The organism is Aureimonas psammosilenae (assembly GCF_009176975.1).
Taxonomy (GTDB): Bacteria; Pseudomonadota; Alphaproteobacteria; order Rhizobiales; family Rhizobiaceae; genus Plantimonas; species Plantimonas psammosilenae.
The window spans coordinates 291,739-309,819 of record NZ_WEZG01000002.1; the positions used below are offsets into that span (position 1 = coordinate 291,739).

The 18,081-nt window shown below is 63.6% G+C and carries 22 protein-coding genes; 21 read left to right on the forward strand and 1 reads right to left on the reverse strand.

Going from position 1 to position 18,081, the window contains the following annotated elements:
- Window positions 1-3 precede the first annotated feature (3 nt).
- Window positions 4-795, forward strand: a complete 792-nt coding sequence (locus tag F9929_RS05260) for a minor capsid protein (protein ID WP_152045492.1) — start codon at window positions 4-6, stop codon at window positions 793-795.
- Here the strand turns inward: F9929_RS05260 and F9929_RS05265 are convergent.
- Window positions 792-974: a hypothetical protein gene (locus F9929_RS05265; protein ID WP_152045493.1), complete on the reverse strand. Its 183-nt coding sequence runs from the start codon at window positions 972-974 to the stop codon at window positions 792-794. The genes F9929_RS05260 and F9929_RS05265 overlap by 4 nt on opposite strands.
- A gap of 72 nt (window positions 975-1,046) precedes the next feature.
- On the opposite strand from F9929_RS05265, the gene F9929_RS05270 reads away from it, so the two are divergent.
- From F9929_RS05270 to F9929_RS05365, 20 genes are all read left to right on the forward strand, one after another.
- The gene (locus tag F9929_RS05270; protein WP_152045494.1) at window positions 1,047-2,174 is read left to right on the forward strand and encodes a DUF2213 domain-containing protein; all 1,128 of its coding nucleotides are present in this window, start codon (window positions 1,047-1,049) and stop codon (window positions 2,172-2,174) included.
- Between the two features lie 12 nt (window positions 2,175-2,186).
- A complete protein-coding gene (locus F9929_RS05275) occupies window positions 2,187-2,666 on the forward strand; it encodes a structural cement protein Gp24 (protein ID WP_152045495.1) in 480 nt (159 codons plus the stop codon).
- A 1-nt stretch (window position 2,667) separates the two neighbouring features.
- On the forward strand, window positions 2,668-3,645 hold the full coding sequence (locus tag F9929_RS05280) for a DUF2184 domain-containing protein (protein WP_152045496.1): 978 nt from the start codon (window positions 2,668-2,670) through the stop codon (window positions 3,643-3,645).
- Window positions 3,646-3,657: 12 nt separating this feature from the next.
- Window positions 3,658-4,035 carry a hypothetical protein gene (locus F9929_RS05285; protein ID WP_152045497.1) on the forward strand — a complete coding sequence of 126 codons (378 nt, stop codon included), beginning with the start codon at window positions 3,658-3,660 and terminating at the stop codon, window positions 4,033-4,035.
- Window positions 4,036-4,037: 2 nt separating this feature from the next.
- The gene (locus F9929_RS05290; RefSeq protein ID WP_152045498.1) at window positions 4,038-4,406 is read left to right on the forward strand and encodes a DUF4054 domain-containing protein; all 369 of its coding nucleotides are present in this window, start codon (window positions 4,038-4,040) and stop codon (window positions 4,404-4,406) included.
- Window positions 4,407-4,408: 2 nt separating this feature from the next.
- A complete protein-coding gene (locus F9929_RS05295) occupies window positions 4,409-4,768 on the forward strand; it encodes a hypothetical protein (protein WP_152045499.1) in 360 nt (119 codons plus the stop codon).
- A complete protein-coding gene (locus F9929_RS05300; protein WP_210251307.1) occupies window positions 4,761-5,159 on the forward strand; it encodes an HK97-gp10 family putative phage morphogenesis protein in 399 nt (132 codons plus the stop codon). The genes F9929_RS05295 and F9929_RS05300 overlap by 8 nt, the downstream gene beginning before the upstream one ends.
- Window positions 5,156-5,392: a hypothetical protein gene (locus F9929_RS05305; RefSeq protein ID WP_152045501.1), complete on the forward strand. Its 237-nt coding sequence runs from the start codon at window positions 5,156-5,158 to the stop codon at window positions 5,390-5,392. Before F9929_RS05300 ends, F9929_RS05305 begins: the two co-directional genes overlap by 4 nt.
- 2 nt (window positions 5,393-5,394) lie before the next feature.
- The gene (gene gp17 / locus F9929_RS05310; protein ID WP_268915633.1) at window positions 5,395-5,814 is read left to right on the forward strand and encodes a tail completion protein gp17; all 420 of its coding nucleotides are present in this window, start codon (window positions 5,395-5,397) and stop codon (window positions 5,812-5,814) included.
- The gene (locus F9929_RS05315) at window positions 5,811-5,993 is read left to right on the forward strand and encodes a hypothetical protein (RefSeq protein ID WP_152045503.1); all 183 of its coding nucleotides are present in this window, start codon (window positions 5,811-5,813) and stop codon (window positions 5,991-5,993) included. The genes gp17 and F9929_RS05315 overlap by 4 nt, the downstream gene beginning before the upstream one ends.
- Before the next feature lie 104 nt (window positions 5,994-6,097).
- Complete coding sequence (locus F9929_RS05320) at window positions 6,098-6,574, forward strand: hypothetical protein (protein ID WP_152045504.1); 477 nt, start codon at window positions 6,098-6,100, stop codon at window positions 6,572-6,574.
- 93 nt (window positions 6,575-6,667) lie between these two features.
- Window positions 6,668-7,015 (forward strand): hypothetical protein, encoded by a 348-nt coding sequence (locus F9929_RS05325; protein WP_152045505.1) that lies wholly within the window; start codon window positions 6,668-6,670, stop codon window positions 7,013-7,015.
- A 74-nt stretch (window positions 7,016-7,089) separates the two neighbouring features.
- Complete coding sequence (locus F9929_RS05330; protein WP_152045506.1) at window positions 7,090-7,305, forward strand: hypothetical protein; 216 nt, start codon at window positions 7,090-7,092, stop codon at window positions 7,303-7,305.
- A 1-nt stretch (window position 7,306) separates the two neighbouring features.
- Window positions 7,307-13,078, forward strand: a complete 5,772-nt coding sequence (locus F9929_RS05335) for a phage tail length tape measure family protein (protein ID WP_152045507.1) — start codon at window positions 7,307-7,309, stop codon at window positions 13,076-13,078.
- Window positions 13,075-14,637, forward strand: coding sequence for a phage tail protein (locus F9929_RS05340; protein ID WP_152045508.1), 1,563 nt, complete (start codon window positions 13,075-13,077; stop codon window positions 14,635-14,637). The genes F9929_RS05335 and F9929_RS05340 overlap by 4 nt, the downstream gene beginning before the upstream one ends.
- Window position 14,638: 1 nt before the next feature.
- Window positions 14,639-15,517 (forward strand): hypothetical protein, encoded by an 879-nt coding sequence (locus F9929_RS05345; protein ID WP_152045509.1) that lies wholly within the window; start codon window positions 14,639-14,641, stop codon window positions 15,515-15,517.
- On the forward strand, window positions 15,517-16,638 hold the full coding sequence (locus tag F9929_RS05350; protein WP_152045510.1) for a hypothetical protein: 1,122 nt from the start codon (window positions 15,517-15,519) through the stop codon (window positions 16,636-16,638). Before F9929_RS05345 ends, F9929_RS05350 begins: the two co-directional genes overlap by 1 nt.
- An 11-nt stretch (window positions 16,639-16,649) precedes the next feature.
- Complete coding sequence (locus tag F9929_RS05355) at window positions 16,650-17,183, forward strand: hypothetical protein (RefSeq protein WP_152045511.1); 534 nt, start codon at window positions 16,650-16,652, stop codon at window positions 17,181-17,183.
- Window positions 17,164-17,802, forward strand: coding sequence for a collagen-like domain-containing protein (locus F9929_RS24645; RefSeq protein ID WP_268915634.1), 639 nt, complete (start codon window positions 17,164-17,166; stop codon window positions 17,800-17,802). The genes F9929_RS05355 and F9929_RS24645 overlap by 20 nt, the downstream gene beginning before the upstream one ends.
- Complete coding sequence (locus tag F9929_RS05365; protein WP_152045512.1) at window positions 17,799-18,020, forward strand: hypothetical protein; 222 nt, start codon at window positions 17,799-17,801, stop codon at window positions 18,018-18,020. Before F9929_RS24645 ends, F9929_RS05365 begins: the two co-directional genes overlap by 4 nt.
- The last annotated feature ends 61 nt before the right edge of the window (window positions 18,021-18,081 follow it).

Sequence of the window (18,081 nt, forward strand, 5' to 3'; positions counted from 1 at the left end):
GCAATGCGCTACGACCTTGCGAAGATGGTTGGAGCCCGGCCCCGGAAGCGTCTGGTGCTTCGTCCGATAGAGCCGCCGCCGGCATTGGCTGCGCCGCTTGAAAGCGAGGCGGCAGGCATCATTGGCGCGATACATACGGCCATCGCCGAAATCCTGCTGCCTGCCTACGAACCGCGCCCGGCCGTTACGAGCGACAGTGTGGACTCGCTAGGAGGCGCTCTGGAGGGTGTTCGGGAGATCGGGCAGCGCTTGGCCGCAACGGTGAGCGGTCGCCTGTCGCGATGGGCCGTACGCGTCGAGGAATGGCACCGAATGCGCTTCATCGGCGCGGTGAAGGCGGGGACCGGCGTCGATATCGTCGCCTTCCTCACCTCGCAGGAGGCTTTGGATCAGACGCAGGCCGCGGTCAGGTGGGCTTCATCGCTGATCACGAACGTCGCGGAAGACCTGCTGCAGACCATCGATAACCGGGTGTGGACGGCATATGCGGGCGGCACCCCGCGCCGCGAACTCGGCAAGCAACTATCCGAAGACCTCGGCATCGCTCGAGGCCGGGCGAACCGCATTGCGATCGACCAGACCACGAAGCTGGCGAGCAATCTGGATCAGATGCGCCAGCAGGAAGCGGGGATCGCCAAGTACGAATGGCGGAAATCGGGCAAGAAGCACGCTCGCAAAGAGCATGTTGCGCGCAACGGCAAAGAATTCAGGTGGGACGACCCGCCGGCAGACGGGCATCCGGGGCAGGCTATCTTCTGCGGGTGCAGGGCGATGCCGGTGCTGGACCTCGACTAGCGGAACAGGCGGGCGATGTCCTCGGGCATCTCCACCTTCTGGTGATCGGCTCCGATCTCGAAATCACCGATGTTGGGATGGCGCTCCCTGGTAAGCCGTCTCGCTTCCCAGATCGATGACGCTCGGAAGATGTCGAGAACGCCCTTCACGCCTGGGCGGTCGGGGTCTTCGATAATCACATAGAACCGGGTTTGCTGTGGGGCTGGCTCGTCCATCGGCGCGGAACATAGCGACAAGCGAGGACTTCGGCCATGCAATTCATCGACGCCGCGTCGGTCGACGGCGCGCGAACGACTGCTGACGGATATCTGGTCGCCGAAGCGCGCGCCGTGCGCACCGGAGTGCAGACCTATCTCGGGGCGGAAGTCGGCAAGCCGGAACTCGCCACCGTGCGCGTCTACCGACCGGAAGCAGAGGTGTTCTCGAACGACAGCCTCGCGTCCTTCTCCCACATCCCGGTCACGGACGATCACCCGGCTGAAGCCGTGACGGCAGACAACTGGAAGCGTCTGGCAGTCGGAGAGACGAGCGGCGAAGTGCTGCGAGACGGCCATCGCCTCCGCATTCCGCTCATCGTCAAGGACGCCGCGACAATCAAGAAGGTGCAGGAAGGCAAGCGCGAGCTTTCCGCCGGCTACACCTGCGACCTCGCCTTCGAAAGCGGCACCACGCCCTCAGGCGAGGCCTATGACGCTGTTCAGCGGAACATCCGCGCCAATCACCTCGCCATTGTCCAGCGCGGACGGGCGGGCACCGAATGCCGCATCGGAGACGGTGCGGACGCCTGGGGCATTGGCCCCATTCTCACCACGGACAAGGAACCACCCATGTCGCTCAAGACGGTTACCGTCGATGGCATCCCGATCGAAGTGACCGATCAGGGCGCCACCGTCATCGCCACGTTGCAGCAACGCCTTTCGGACAGCGCGGCGAACATCGCCAAGCTCACGACCGACAACGCTGCGGCGATCACGGCCAAGGACACCGAGATCGCCAAGAAGGATGCCGAGATCGATGCACTGAAGGCCAAGGTGCTTTCCGACGCCGATCTCGACAAGCGCGTCCAAGCTCGTGCCGATCTCGTCGCAGCTGCCTCGGTCATCGCCAAGGACGTGAAGACCACCGGCCTCGCGGACGCTGCGATCAAGAAGGCCGTCGTGGTCGCCAAGCTCGGAGATGCGGCCGTGGCAGGCAAGTCGGACGCCTATATCGAGGCCCGCTTCGACATCCTCGCTGACGAAGCCGCGAAGTCCGATCCGCTGCGCCAGACGCTTGGCGACGGACTCACCCCCCACAACGACACCGATGGCCCGAGCAAGGCCTATCAGCAGATGGTCGCGGACATGCACTCCGCGCACCTCCCGGCGGCTGCGAAGTAAGGAGGCGCGACCATGGCACCCTATCAGACGACTTACGGCGGCCAGCCCGCCAAGGGCCTCAAGGGCCAGATCGCCAACGAGGAGAGCTGCAACAAGATCAGCCGCACCGTCGAGAACGTTGCTGGCATCAAGTTCGGCCAGCCGGTCGCACGCGGCGTCGGTGACCACGGCGTCATTCCCCTTGCGGCGGGCGGCAAGTTCATGGGCTTCGCGGTGCTGAACCCGGCCGTTCCGCCGGTCGCCCCCGGCTCGACGCTCGTGGACGGCTATCCGCAGTTCTTCACCGGCGCCTTCATGCTGCGTGGTCAGATGTACCACGTCGCCGGCGGCACCGTCGCCGATGGCGATCCCGTGTATTACGACACGGTGAACGACCGTGTGGTCAACGCCGCGGGCACCGGCATCGTCGGGCCCATCCCCGAAACCTTCTTCGACACGTCCGGCGTTGCGGGCTCGGTGGTCGAAATCTCCACCAAGAACCGGAGCGCCTGATATGAACATGCAGAACCGGGCCTTCGCTGATGCGCAGGCCGCGCTTCCCTTCGTGATCGCGCAGGGTCGCAACATCGAGACGAAGGTCTACCAGCGCCGCTATCCGACCTTCAACTATGCCGCTCACGTCCCGGTCGTCACCGAGGGCAACGAATGGGCGATCGGCACCACCTTCTTCACGGTCGATGCCGCCGGCGAAGCGAAGTTCCTGTCTGGCGCCGGCACCGACATGCCGTTCAATCAGGTGCTGCGCGACCAGGCGAGCCAGGACTTCGCGATGATCGGCTCGGGCTACGAGTGGAACATCGAGGAGGTCAATCAGGCCGCGCTCTATGGCGTGAACCTGAACGACACGAAGGCCGTTTCCGCAGCCGATAAGGTGGAGCGCCTGCTGAACTCCATCGCCATGATCGGCGCGACGGAGAAGGGCTGGACCGGCTTCGCCAACGATCCGCGCGTGTCGCGCATCGATGTTCCGGCCAACGGCACGGGGTCCTCCCGCCTCTGGAAGGACAAGACCGTCGACCAGGTGCTGAACGACATCAACAACCTGCTGTCGAGCGTTCGCGAGAACACGGCAGAGACGGAATGGGCGAACAGCATCCGTCTTCCGCCTTCGGCCTTCCGCCTCCTGTCCACTATCCGCGTCGGCACCGGCGACTTCCTCATCTCCGGCATCGAATACCTGCAGAAGGGGAACATCTACACCGCCGAAACCGGGCAGCCGCTCGACATCAAGCCGCTCCGCGAACTCGGTGCGGCGGGCAATGGCGGGACCGGCCGAATGGTCGCCTATCGGAAGGACGTGGAGGTGCTTCGCTTCCATCTCCCGATGCCGCGTCGCGTGCTTCAACCGCGTCAGAAGTCTATCATGGGCTTCGAGACGGGCATCATCGCGCGCACCGGCGGCACGGAAGTGCGTTTGCCCGGCGCCATGGCCTACGCGGACGGCATGTCCACCGCGCCTGCGGTTCAGTAAGGAGGAACGGTCGTGGAAGTCACGAACAACTCCAAGGCGCTCCAAGGCGTCAACACGGTGACCGGGGCCGTCTACCTGCAGCCCGGCGAAACGCGCGATCTCGACATCCCCGTTGGCGAGCTCGCCGGCCTGAAGAGCAACGCGCTCCTCGGGCTGGGAGGCTTGGATCGCGGCTCCGACTATCCGCCCGCGGCCGATGGTCCGGCCCCGGAAACGGGAGCCCCGACGCCTTCGGCCTATGCCGTCGTCGATAAGGGGCGCGGCTGGCACGTCATCACCAAGGATGGTCAGGACGCGACCAAGAGCTTGCGCGAGGACGCCGTTGCTGGCTTCGACGCCAAGTCCGAAGACGAGAAGGCCGCGTTCGTCGAAGCGAACAAGGCGGACTGACGATGGCCTACGTGAAGCCGACGCCGTCCGAGTTCCAATCCGCCTATCCAGCCTTTGCTGCGGTCGCCACGCCTGCCATCCAGGCAGCAATCGACGAGGCGGACGCCGGCACGGACGGGTCTTGGCCGGACGGCGATCGGCTTCGCGGGGTCATGCTGATGGCGGCGCACCTGCTCACCCTTGGCGGGCAGGGCACGTCGTCAGAAGCGCAGTTCGGGGCGTTCAAGCGCCTGAAGATCGGCTCGCTCGAACTGGAGCGGGCGGAGAGCGGGTCCGACGCGGCGGAGCGCGGGTCGCTCTCGTCCACCAGCTTCGGCACGCGGTATCTCGCGCTCGTGCGCCGGCTCTTTCCCCCGATCCTGGCTGTCTGACCATGGGCTTGCTCGACGGCGATCTCCAAGGCGTCTTCGGCGCCATCTTCTCCCCGCTTTTCATCGACGCCACTCTGCACACGGATCGCAAGCAGGCCATCGTCGGGGGTCGCCCAACCGGCCCAGTCACATGGACCGACACACCGGCGCATGGGATGATCGACAGCTTCAGCGAAGGCTATCGAGCTCGAAATGGCATCCCCGACACCGACGTGAAGCTGATCGTCCTCCAGGCTGGCGTGAATGCCGTGCCGACCACCGACAGCGAAATCACGATCCGGGCCAAGCGCTACAAGCTCATCACCATCATGCAGGACCCGGCGATGGCGTCGTGGGAGATGCGGGGGCGACCCATTGGCTAAGGCGGAGTTCACCCCCTTCGCCGCCAAGCTGTCCAACCGCCTCACATCGCTGGTGGATCAAGCCCTCTTCGTCGCTGGCAAGACCATTGAGACCGAAGCTGCCCTGTCAATCACCGAAGGCTCGGTCACCGGCAAGAACCACGTTCCATCTGCGCCGGGACAGCCGCCGAACGCGGACACCCGGCAACTGGACAAGAGCATCGACACGCTGCCGGTCCAGGATCATGAGGTGGAGGTGGTCGCCACCGCTCCCTACGCGAAGCACCTTGAATACGGCACGTCGAAGATGGAGCCGCGCCCTTTCATGCGACCCGCGCTCGCCAAGAACGAGCAGAAGGCCCGCGACCTGATCGCCAAAGCAGTCAACAAAGCCACGGAAGGCAAGTCATGAACATCGCCAACCTTTCCCGCTCCTCCGTCGTTCTGCGCGACAAGTCCGGTGAGCCGTTTTCCATCGAGCCCGGCGGCACGGCGAACAAGGAAGTCGACAAGGACGACGCCAACGTGGTCGCGCATCTGAACGCGGGCAACATCGCGATCGGCGGCACCGAGAAGCAGGCTCGCGAAGCCGCCAAGACCGGCATTGCGCCCGGCGCCGTGGCGGCCTCTCAGCCGGCCTCCTAAGCGTGCGGGCGCTGTCGGACGCCCTCTATGCCCGCATGGCCGAAGACAGCGCTCTGACGGCCCTTTTGGGCGAATGGCAGGGCAACCCGTCCATCATCACCTTTCGCCCGGTGCCAGACGATGCCGAGCGGCCCATCATCCTCGCGTCCACTACGGTTTCGGACGTGGATCGCGACATCACCAACGCGCGCGGGCGACAGGTCGTCCGCGACATCGCCATTTACGGTCGGGCCGATAGCCAATTCGATGCCGTCGAGATCGCCGCCGAACGGGTGAGGGCGCTCTTTCACCGGCGGCCGCTCACCGTCGCAGGCTTCCGGGTCATCGTGGTGACCGCGACGGGACCCATCCTCGCGCCAACGGACCCCGACGAGACCGGGCGCATCATCACCCTCACCATTCGGATGGACGAACAGCCATGAACACGGAAGACGCTAAGCTCGCAGAAGACGTGAAGGAAGCGTTCCGCGCGGTGTCCGTCGCCATCTCGCGAGCAAGCAATGCCGGCCTGATCGTCGATTTCGATGCGATCAAGTCGCAAAACATCGGGGAGGCCGGTTCGGTCCCGATCTTCAGCGTTCGCGTCTGCCGCCCGATCTGAACAACCCTTCGGCCCATTCGGGCTGATCCCCTCGCATCGTAGCGAGACGCCACGGCCGCCCTCCAAGGCGGCTTTTTCTTTGCGCCATCTCGAAAGGAACGGTCATGGCGAAGTTCATCAACGGCGGCACGAGGGCCTGGATTGGCACCACCGCCGCCGCGAAGACGCTCAGCGAATACAAGGCGGACCTGAACCCTGGCGCAGAAATTGGCGAGGTTGAGGACAACGGTCAGTTCGGCGACACGGCGAACGAGGTCACCGGCACTGCCGTTGGCGATCGTCGCGTCCAGAAGTTCCGCGGCTCTCTCAACGCCGGTACGTTGGCCCTCGTCTGCTTCAAGGACGCTCTGGACCCTGGCCAAAAGGCGCTTCGTGCGGCGATGAAGTCCGATCTCGACTTCAACTTCCACGTCGTCCTGAACGACAAGCCGACCGCCGCTGGCAAGCCCACAGAATACTATTTCCGCGGCAAGGTCATGTCGACGAGCGAGAACCTCGGCAGCGTCGACAACCTCATCCGCACGACGTTCAACATCGGCATCAACTCGGAAATCCTCGAGATCGAAGCCACCGCCTCCTGACCGCGATCGCTCGCGAGCGAGGCCGGCGGCGCTTTGGTCAGGGCGCTGCCGGCCACCTGACCCTACTGACCTTCAACCAAGGAAGCTGACCCCATGTCCACTCTTTCGACCGACGTCGAAATCAAGCTCGACGGCGAGACCTTCTATCTGCGCTCGACGCTGAAGGCGGCGCAGAACATCTCCCGGCAGTACGGTGGGTTTGTCGGCACCTTCCAGGCGCTGCAGGTGCTCAGCCTCGAAGTGGCGCAGTACATCGTCAAGCAGGGCATCACCGCCAAGAACATCTCCACCGACGACCTGAATGATAAGGTCTGGCGTGCCGGTGTTGGGAACCTCACCAAGCCGCTGGCTCGCTATGTCAGCATCCTGCAGAACGGCGGCCGCGATCCCGACCTGAACGACGGCGACGACACCCAGGACAGCGACGAGGGAAACGGCTGACCTTCGGCGAATGGCTCGTTCAGACCTATGAGCGAGCCGTCGCCTATCTGCCGGGCTGGTCGGACAGCGACATCATGGAATGCGACCTGCACCGCCTGCACCTCGCTGTTGGCGCCGCGATCAAGCGCATCGATCAAGACCGGCAGCATCAAGAACAGATCCACGGCATCAAGCGGAAAGCGGAATACGCACCGCCGAAGAACGCCGTCGAAGCCGCCCAACGCGCCAAGCAAACCTTCTCCTGCCTCGGTGACATGGTGGGCATCGTGAAGGTGAAGAGGGAAGACTGAGTTGACCGAAGCCGCTCGCGTTTCCATCGCTATTGAGGCCACCGGCCTTGAGAAGACGACTGGCGACATGGCCAAGCTGGAGAAGGCTGGCGAGAAGGCTGCGGCTTCTGTGCGCGCGTCCATGGGCGGCATCGAGAAGAACATGGCCGCCGTTGAGGCCATGTTCACGAAAGCCACCGGGGAAATTGTCGGTGCCGTCACCAAGCTCGACGCCAACCTGTCGAAGAGCTTCGCCGGCCTTGAGACGAGCATGGCCAAGGCCATGAAGGCGATGCAGGCGAACACCGCGCCTGCGACCGCTGCCGTCCAGCAGATGCAGACCAGTGTGTCCTCCGACCTGATGCAGATCGGCGTCGTCGCGGACAAGATGGCTGAAGCGGTGCGCGACTCCATGGGCGGCATTGCGCCGGCGGTCGCGGAAGCATCGGCCGCGATCTCGCGCAGTTCCCAGGCGATGGGTGCGTTCGACACCGCGTCCGCCAGCATGGCCCGTTCGGCTGCGGCTCTTGAGACGGCGGTGCGCGGCGTTGCGGAGATGCAAGCGAAGCTGGCAGACCAACTCGCGCGCAAGCCTGCCAACGACAATCCGTTCCAGCCGCAGGTCAAAGGCGCAGACGAACTCCGCGCCAAGTATGACGCGCTCTTTGCGATCGGCCTGAAATACCGCAAGGACGTGGAGGAAATCCGGGCTTCCCACGCTTCCGGAGCCATCAGTGCTGAAACCATGGGTCGCATGATCGCTGTCGCTGGCGAACGCGCTACCGCGACCCAGACCGCTTATGTACGGATGACGAAGCATCTCACAGACGCCGGCGATGCGGCTCGCTTGTCCGGTGGACAGGTGCAGGGTCTGAGCTACCAGATCAACGACATTGGCACGATGCTCGCCATGGGCGCGAGCCCGTTCCAGATAATCGCCAGCCAAGGCGGGCAGATCGTCCAGGTTCTCGGGGATCACCCGAACGGTGTCCGTGGCTCCATGAAGGCGCTCGGGCAAAGCGTGCTGGACGTCGCCGCAAAGATCGGTCCCTTCGGATGGGGTGCCGCGGCCATCGGCGTCGCCACCGTGGCCGCAATCGGTTTTTCGAAGGCCGTGCAGAAAGCCGTCCCCGATATGGACGAAGCCTTCAAGAAGCACGACGAACTCTTGAAGCAGATCGAAGACCGTTACGGCTCGCTCAGCGATAAGGTGAAGGGCCTCGCCAACTGGCAGGGCAGCATCCTCACTGTCACGGCCGGAAAGGAACTCCGCGACCTCAAGAAGATCCTTGATGACCAGGTGAAGGAGTTCCAGGCGAACGTCACCGGCGACAACGGCATTCTCGGTCGTCGCTCTGGCCTGATGGCAGGCGCTATGGACCCCTCTGGCGGGTTCGCGCTGGACCTGAGCAACATCAAGACCGATGCCGTTCAGAGCAAGCTGAAGCCGGTTGAAGATCGCATAAACGAGCTGCGCGCGCAGTTGAAGAACGGCGGCGCTGACGTCCTGAAGTTCATGCAGGACATGGATCGGATGTATGCGCAGGCCGGCAGCGACGAGAAGCTGCGGAAAGCAATTGAGACCGCGACCGAGTTCGGCACGACGCTCTTCGAGGTGGAAACCCGCACGAAGCAACTCAGGCAGGCGATGTGGGAGGCGCAGAACGGCGTTGCGCGCTTCCAGACCGTGATGAAGCAGTTCAACGACCTCGCAGGCGAGATCGGAAGCTTCGTTCCTTCCAGCCTGACCGACAGCCAGCGGATCGAACAGACTTACCAGCAGATGATGCGCCTCGCGAAGACCGAGGCTGACGAACGGCGTGCGGTCGATCTGCGCCGGAAGTCGCTGGAGGAACTCGGCCGCGTCGAGACGAACCGCCGGTCCGGCTATGACCTCGACGTGCGCGCCATCACCGCCCGCACTGCGGCCGAGAAAGCATCCATCGCGGCAGAACGTGTCCGCCTGGAACTCGCCAACGATCCCGAGCTTCGCAACAACTCGGCCGAAATCGAGCGCCGTGCGCAGGAGGCCAGCAACCTCTCCCTGAAGCAGTCGCAGTTCGATCTTGCCGAGGCCATGCGCCAGCGCGTCGAGGCGGGGCAGAGCCAAGTCGAACAGGCGCAGATGGAAATCGACCTTGTCGGCAAGAGCGTCGGTGAGACAGCGCGCCTGCGGGTCGAATACGACCTGATGACGGCCGCCAAGCAGGCGGCGAAGGAAGCCGGCGAACTCGTTGACCCGAGCGAAATCGACGCGATCAAGGCACAGGCCGCAGCCATAGGCGAGGCCACCGAGGCGCTCGACAAACTGAATTTCCAGCGCGATGTCGCCTTCCGTCTCGCGCAGGCAGGCCGGTCCGAGCAGGACCAACGCATCGCCGCCGAACTGAACTCGTCCGGTATCGACTTCGACTCCGCCGAAGGACAGCGCCGCGCCGGAATGCTTCGCTATGTCGAGGCGGTGGAGAAGGCCGGCGACGCCACGCGTGATCTGCACAAGGCGACCAAGGACGCATTCGCGGACATGATCGACTCCATCGGCCAGGGCGAGGGCGTTCTGGACTCGTTGGTCAGTTCGTTCGCACGGTTGGGACAGAAGCTGGCGTCTGCCGGTTTCGACAAGCTTTTCGGCGATCTGGTCAATCCGGTCCAGCAGCAATCGGCGTCATCCTACGCAACGCAGATCGGCACAGTAACGGCCGCCATGAGCAAACCGACTCAAGCGGCACAAGCTTCTGCATATACCTCTTCTTCTACTGGCCTAGGCTCGAACTCGGATTTGGTCACGTCCCTTCGCTGGGCTGCGAACAAGCTCGGCACTTCCGCAAAGGACCTCGCCACCGTCATCTCTTACGAAACTGGCGGAACATTTAGCCCCGATATCAAGGGCGGCGCTGGCGGGAAGCATCTTGGCCTCATCCAGTTTGGCCCGACCGAACAGAAGCAGTACGGTGCCCACATCGGGCAGGGCGTTTCGGACCAGATGAAGTCCGTCGTGTCCTATCTTCAGGACCGGGGCTTCAAGCAGGGCATGAGCCTGCTGGATCTGTACTCAACGATCAATGCCGGTAGCCCGGGACGTTACAAGGCATCGGACGCCAACAATGGTGGGGCGCCAGGCACGGTCTATGACAAGGTCAGCTATCAGATGGCCGGGCATCAGGCGAATGCCGACCGACTGCTCGGGAAAAGTGATCTAACAAGAGCGGTTTCAGACGGATCCATTGATGCGCAGCGCAAGATCGCCAACGGCGCGGTGCCTATCCCAACGCAACGTCCGACAACGAGCGAGAATGGCATATCGTTGGAGCTTCCTGCCGGCATGACCGCGAAAGATGCCTTCCAAGGCATCGGAGGTTTGGTGGGTATCGCGGCTAATGGATACCAGAGTGGCTCTGCAGTAGGTGGAGGGGTCGGAGGCATTTTCTCCGGCGCGCAACTCGGATCAATGATCCCAGGCATTGGCACTGTAGCAGGCGCCGCCATCGGCGGTGTCGTTGGGTTGGTATCTGGTCTCTTCGGCGGTTCCTCCAAGAAGAAAGAAGAAAAGCGTCAGCGCCAGATGGCGGCGGACGACGCATGGCGGCAAAACCATCCGCAGTTCGTCGAGTTCAACGACGAGATTAATCGCGTCGAGCGCGGCGCCTTAAGCCAGCGCATCATGGATATGAACGCGACGCTTGCGCAGTACGACGAATTAGCCAAGGCAACTAAACGCGGTGAGAACACGGCGCAGATCGACGGCGCACGCATGGCGATCGCCAACTACACAGAGTTCCTTTCACAGATTTTCCGAGCCGATCTTCCAAGAGCCATTTCCGATCTCGGCAAGGGGCAGGGCCTCGACACGTCCTTCACCAAGGCCCGCGACGCGGTGATGGCGCAGGCGGATAGCTATCGCGGCTTCATGAAGGACATTGAGGACGCCTATGCGGTCCCAGTTGAACAGAAGGACAGCATCCTCGCGCAATATGCAGCCGCGTCCAGCGCAGCTAAGGCGCTGACGAACGATGTCGTGAAGCGCGGCTACGACTACAATCTCGGTCAACCAACAATCACGCGGACGAAGTCCTCAGCGACGCAAGCGGATGTCACGGGCGCGCTCGACTCGGCAGCCGCAAAGCGCGACGCTGCGTTGGCTGAATACGAAGCAAAATACGGCGACGCGATCCGCAAGCGCGATGAGGCCTTGGCAGCAGCGACGAAGGCGGCGCAGGAAGGCCTTCTGCGCATCGTGTCGGGCGATACGGTCGAACAGTCGGACATCGAGAAGGCGATTGGCGAGGCACAGGGCGCGGCTTCGGGCCTTCGCACGGCGCTCGTGGACCTCGGCATGTCGGCCGACGAAACGGCGGCAGCAATCGATAAGGCGCTCGGGCAGCGGATGGAGAAGCTGCGCGACAGCTTCACCGAGTCGCTTCAGGACAAGATCAACGACCTCGACGGCAAGGGCTACCTTGCCAGCGTCCGCGATCTCATCAAGCAGCGCGACGACCTTCTGAAGGACGCCAGCCTCGTCAACGTCGACACCTCGCTTGTGGACACGTTCTTTACGAAACAGGCGCAGGCGTTCGTGGACGGCGCCGAACTGACGGGCGGAGCGTTCAACGACCTGATCGCGGCGTTCCCCGAACTGACGGGCAAGGTGAAGGAGTTCGTCGAGGTCATCAGCGACGAGACGGTGAAAAGCGGTCTGTCGAGCTTCCTGTCCGATCGCTTAGCGGACGCCACGTCGAAGCGGGCGGAAGCCGAAAGCGACCTCCTGTCCGCGTACAACGAAAGCAAGGATCACCTCGAAAGCTATCAGAAGCAGATCAAGGACTTCCTGACCGGCATTCGCCTTTCGGACGACTCCCCGCTGTCGCAGAAGGACCAGTTCCTCGAGGCGCAGACGAAGTTCCGCGACGTCCAGGCGCGCGCCATGTCCGGCGACAAGGACGCGCAGGAAGAACTCGTTTCGGTCAGCCAGAGCTATCTGGACGAGGCCAAGGCCTATTACGCGTCGAGCGAGAGCTATTTCGCCGCGTTCAACGAGGTGGAAGGTTCGCTGAAGTCGGCTGATACGAAGGCGACGAGCCAGCTTGATCTCCTGAAAGATCAGGTCGGCTCGCTCATCGACATCAGCGACAACACGAAGACGATCGCCGAAGGCATTACCGCGCTGAAGGAAGCCATTGCGGCGCAGCAGAAGCTTCAGGATCAGGTGGACGGCGGCCGGTCGTTCGGCATCAACAAGGAACGCAACCGCCTGATCGATGCTGGCGTGAAGCAGCTCGGGCTGAACTTCACGGGCAATTACGGCCTGACGAATGGCAACGACGAGTTCCTGAAGTGGCGCCTTGCGTTGCCGAAGGAACAGCTTGCGGCGGTCGATGCCGTGATCAACCAGTACATCGGCATCAACAAGCAGATGGGCGGCCTGATCCCCGGCTTCGCCAACGGCGGCATCATCGGCAACGGTCTTTGGAACAAGGACTCGGTGCTGGCGCGCTATCAGAACGGCGGGTCGGTCGCACTTGCCGGCGGGGAGATGGTGATCTCGGCTCCGAAGGTCACGCCGCGCACATATCCGGTGCTCGACGCCATCAACCGGACGGGCATGGTGCCGGCGAACGAGAACAGCGGATCGGTGACCCGTGCCGAGTTCGCCGAGCTCAGCCAGAAGATCGACAGGCTGACGGCAGTGGTTGCCGCCGGTGCGCAGATGACGACCGACGAAATCCGTCGCGGCAATCAGATCGCCGATGACGGGGTGAACGCGCAGAAGAAGGCGCTCGCGAGGAAGGCATCGTGATCTACCTCATTGAGATCGACGCCTTCGACCCCGCCGCGAACGCCGTCACGACGCTTCGCTTCGGCTCGACCGGGTACACCACGACGCCCTCGGATGCGCCGCCCAACGCGCATTTCGAGAGCGGCGTGATCAACGCCGGCAACTATGACCGTCATCTCTTCGCGCCTGGCACTACCGGCGGATCGCCAACGGTCGGAGCGGGCGAGATCGTGATCGCCAACGCCGATGGAGAACTCGACGACCTCCTTGATCTCGCCTTCGACGGCCGCGCCTTGCGCATCTACGGGCTGACGGGCCGCTCCTCTCCCTGGGCGAGCCGGACGCCGCTTCTCGTCGGCACGCTCGAACAGGCGGAGTTCTCTTGGACGCGTGTTACGTTCCGCATCCGCGATCGTCTCGCCCTTCTGGAAGAGCCGATCCAAGCCGAGGTCTACAAGGGCACGACAGTCGCCGGCGGGATGAAGGAAGCGGAAGGAACGGCGGACCTGAAAGACCGCCCGAAGTCGCTTCTCTTTGGCCGCGCGTTTCAAATCCCGGCGGTGCTCTCCAATGCCTATGACTTGGTCTATCAGATCTCGTCTCGCCCGCTCGCGTCGATCGATGCCGTCTATGACGGCGCTGTTCCCCTGACGAAAGGAACGGATTATCCGACAATCGCCGCGCTGGTGACCGCAAGCCTGAGCCCCGGCACCTATGGCACCTGCCTTGCCAAGGGCTCGTTCCGGCTCAACTCGAAGCCTGACGGCAACGTGACGGCAGACGCCAGTGAAGGGGCGGCGGGGCAGCGGTCGGCCGCGCGCACGGTGCGCCGTATCCTAGAAGGTGCTGGCTTCGTTGCTGGCGCAGATTTCCTCGTCAGTGACGTGGACGCTCTCCATGCCGCCAACGGCGCAGAGGTGGGCGTCTGGCTCGATGCCGATGCGGCCGAGATCCTTGGTGTTGCAACCGGGCTTCTCGACGCGATCGGCGGCTACCTCGTGCCCGACCGTCTCGGGCGGTATCGCCTTGGCCGGCTGACCGCTCCGGCGGCGACGGCGGAGGAAACCTTCGACGCCTCCCTCGCGCTGGATCGTGGGGCTGGCTTGGAGCGGATTGCCACGAACGACAGCGGGAGCGGCGTTCCGGCCTGGAAGGTGACGCTGCACTATGCTCGGGCCTATCAGACGCAGGGCGGCACCGAACTTGATGTCGCAACGTCCGACGCGATCAAGGCCTTCGTCAAAGAGGAATGGCGGACGGTAACGGCATCGAGCGACGCGACGAAGGCCGCGCACAAGCTCGCCACCGAGATCGAAGCAAACACGGCCCTGACGACGGTCGCCGACGCGCAAGCCGAAGCGGCCCGACGCCTCGCGCTGAACTCGATACGCCGCGATCGGTATCGCGTCGCGGTGCCGGCGGACGCCGCGGCCGCGATTGATCTCGGGGATACGGTCGCGCTCGACTTCGACCGCTTCGGCCTATCGGGCGGCAAGAACTTCGTGGTGATCGGCATGGAAGAGAGCTTCGCTGCGGACGAAGATCGCATCTCGTCGACCACTCTCGACCTTTGGGGCTAGGATGGCGATCGAACCTGTTCTCTTGGGATTCCCGAACCGCATCGACGAGGCCGCGATATCGGGTGGCAACTGGCCCCTGCCACTCGGCAACATCCAGAACCGCCGCCTTGCCAAGATCGCGCGTTCGGCCTCGCTCAACCCGGCGGATACCGTGATCGTCATGGACTTCGGCCGCTCGCGCACGCTGCGCATCTTTGCCCTGGTGGCCCATACCATCAGCTTGAACGGACGCATGCGGATCACGGCTTCGGCCAACGCCGATATGTCGGAACCGACCTATGACAGCGGCGAAATCGATGTCTGGGGCTCGCTGACGAATGCGATCTGGGATCTGAACGAGCTCGAGTGGGAGAACGACAACTTCTGGCTCGGTGGTTACACCGAGGAGGAGATCGCCGGCTTCACCGCGACCTCGACGCACATCATGCCGACCGACGTGTCTGGCCGGTACTGGCGGATCGCGATCACGGACAGCAACGATGCCGGCTATATCGACATCGGTCGCATCTTCGCTGGGCCGGCATGGCAACCAGAGCATAACTTCTCTTGGGGTGCCAGCCTCGGCTTCGAGACGCGCACCGCGATCGAAACGGCTCTCGATGATGCTGAGTTCTTCGACGAGCGCGAGCCGCGTCGCGTGGTGCGCTTCACGCTGAACTATCTCGACGCCAGCGAGGGCTATGGCCGGGCGCTGGAACTGACGCGCCGCGCCGGCATAAGCAAAGAGGTCTTCGTCGTGTCCGACCCGGCGGACGAAGGGAACGGGCTGCGCCGGAACTTCATGGGCCGTCTCAATCAGCTTTCGCCGCTGGAAGCCGCCATGTGGATGAACGGCGGCCCGAACCATTCCATGGCATTCGAGATCAAGGAACTTCGCTGATGGCCACCAAGCCGCAGGCCGCATACGACCGCATCGCGGCGGCGAACAACGGCCCATACAACGCGTCCACCAATCCAGGCGGCCTCGCTGACGGGGGCCACCGGCAGAACTGGAACGCCGATATGAAGGCGGTGGTGGATGTCGCGGACTATGCGGCTGACCTTGCCGTCGAGGTCGCTGCCGACGCGGATCGCTTCGAAGCTGCTGTTGCGGCGATTGAGGCTGGCCCGGTGACGAGCGTGAATGGCTTGTCCGGCGCGGTGGTGCTGCCGAAGATCGCACCCATCGCTCTATCGGTGCCGGCGGCAGGGGCGGTCGTGACGCCGATGCAGACCTTCCGGGCGACGCTCGCTGGCTATGCGGCGGACACCATTGGCTATTACTCGGACTACGCCATTCCACAGGCCAGCCGGACCCTTAACGTTTATCAGGCGAGCGCGCCGAACGTCATCTTCAAGACCGTGACGGTGTCGGGGGCGGGCAATAGCATCGACTCCAACCTTCAATCGCTCGGGTTGGCGGTCTCGACAAACTACCTTGCTGAACTCGTCTTCACCGATGCCACAGGCGCTTCGGTGAAGACGCCAAAGGTGGCCTTCACGACCCCGGCACAGTTTCTGCCCGATATCGGCGGAGGCTACGGCGGCGGCTTCTTCATGGGCACATACACGGATGGCAGTACGCGGTATGCAGCGATCCGTGCGCCGAAGGCGTCTGGGTTCCTTACTCCTGCGACTTGGGCGACGGCGGCGGGTGTTACCGGCCAGACCGGGGCTGGTTACGGGCCAAGCAATTCGGCAGCATTGAATTCCGCATCCTATCCGTCCGCGCAGTTTTGCGAAAATCTGACGATTAACGGGCTGTCCGATTGGTATCTCGCGCCTGCTGCCGAGGCGGCGTTCCATCAGAAAGCCATGTACGTCGCCGCGCAGAACAACGCGGCGTTCGCGAGTGGTGGGGCGGAGTATCACAACCCGGCTCTCGGCAATTGGACCGCCACAGAAGTTGATAGCTCGCAAGCGCAGTTCGCCCGAGCTTCGAGCAGCGCAGACGCGACCCTTTTGAGCGGGACAAAAACCAGCAACGCCAGCACTATCGCCGTCCGCCGCGTCGCAATCTGAGGAAGGTGATCATGACCAGCTATGTGACCTTCTGCTACCTCGACGCGGGGACCGGCGTCCCGGCCAACGTGCAGCCACAGATGCTCAACGGGCAGCGCGCCCCGAACGGGGTCACTTGGGGGTTCTCTCTCGAAAGCCGATGGCCGATCGGCTCGAAGAACTCGCTTTTCGACATCTGCTACGGCACCACAAACGGCAAGACGGACATCCCCGGCATCCTGTCGGTCATCACGAAGGCTGACTACGACGCCGCGCAGGCCGTCGAAATTGCCGCGCGCGAAGCGATCGCCAAGCTCGCAACCTTCATCCCGGTGCCCATGCTTCGCCAGCGTATCGAGAAGCTCGGTATGTGGGAGGACTTCGGAGCCTACCTCGCGCAGAACCCTGCCGAGATGCTGAAGGTCCTGACGTTGGAGGGTGGCGTTGATCCGGCCTATCCGGCAATCATCGCCGCTTTCGAAGCCATGAGCGTCCCGCAGGTCGCGCGGGATTACATTCTTGCATCTCCGTCAGTGGGTGTGCCGGATGTCCAATTCTCCGCTTAACGATGACGACACGCTGATGGCCTTCAAGGCCAAAGGCGAGGGTAGGCAGCGCGCGTTCCCGGTAACGTGGAAGGCGCTCAAGGCCGCGATCCTGGCGCTGGTGCCAACGGTGGTCGGGCCGCAGGGTCCGACAGGCAGGGATGGCCTGAACGGCAAGGACGGAGCCGCCGGCGCACCCGGGCCGAAAGGGGACACCGGTCCCACCGGACAAGCCGGGCCGCAAGGCGTGAAGGGCGATGCCGGACCGGTCGGCCCTGTTGGTCCTGCCGGAGCAATAGGCTCGGCGGGGGCAACGGGCGCCAAAGGCGAGACCGGTCCGGCGGGCAAAGACGCCGTAGGCCCGCGCATCGAACGCTATAGCGGCGCGGTCGTTGGCTCCGCAGGCATCGCCACCATCACTTGGGCGAAACCGTTCACCGCCCCGCCGCTTGGCAAGGTCATTGACGGTTGGGGCGGTGCGAACGGAACGCAGCAGATCACCGGCCGCGTCACCGCCACCACGACGACTACCGCGACTGTCGCCGTCAGGCGCTCAAAGGGCACGCTGCTTCTGACCGATGGCCCCTATGAGGTCGCGCCGGCGGGCACGGCCATCGAAATCGAAGTCACCGGCGCATGAACGACGCCTGCACATTCTGGATTGAAGGCTCGTGGGGCGCATGCTGCTCCCTGCATGACCTCGCATATGCCGACATGGCCACCACGAAGCTAACGGCCGATCTGGAGCTTATACGGTGCGTTGCCGATGCCGCTGGATGGCCCATGGCACTGACCATGGGAGCCGGCGTCATCCTCTTCGGCCTTCCGTTCTGGCTGCGCGCTCGACGTCGCCGCTGATCGCATCCGCATCCCTGTCCACCATCGCCCGCTTTCAGCGGGCTTTTTTCATGCCTGAAGG